This window comes from Chromohalobacter sp. HP20-39 (genome assembly GCF_033052815.1).
Lineage (GTDB): Bacteria > Pseudomonadota > Gammaproteobacteria > Pseudomonadales > Halomonadaceae > Chromohalobacter.
Genome location: NZ_JAWHTP010000459.1, coordinates 1 through 303, shown reverse-complemented (window position 1 = coordinate 303; position 303 = coordinate 1). Strand labels below are relative to the sequence as shown.

The 303-nt window shown below is 60.7% G+C and carries 1 protein-coding gene; it reads left to right on the top strand.

The genetic code is table 11. The features are described from left to right. Positions 1 to 273, top strand: a 273-nt coding sequence (locus tag RVY79_RS18805) for a hypothetical protein (protein WP_317466076.1), incomplete at its 5' end; no start/stop codon positions are given. Positions 274 to 303: the final 30 nt, after the last annotated feature.

The following is a 303-nucleotide window of genomic DNA, read 5'->3' as shown; positions in this document are numbered from 1 at the left end:
CAGTTTTATACGGGCCGAAAGCTGCCGCGCGACTCTGACAAGACTCTGCTTCGCCTCCAGGGGAGCGAGATTGACTACGGCAAGGGCTACAACCCCATGCACATGGTGGGCCACATCCGGCGCATCGAATACAAAGACGTGACGCTGCCGCCAGCATTTGCCACTTGGCTGGCTGGTGCAACAGCCGTTGACCCGACTTTGCTTCGGCAGAATCAGAGCCGCCATCGCAAGACATCCAAAACCGCACCTCAATCGTCGCTGCGCAGCGCTTGACGAAGCGACGTGCGGAGGGCGGCCGACTGC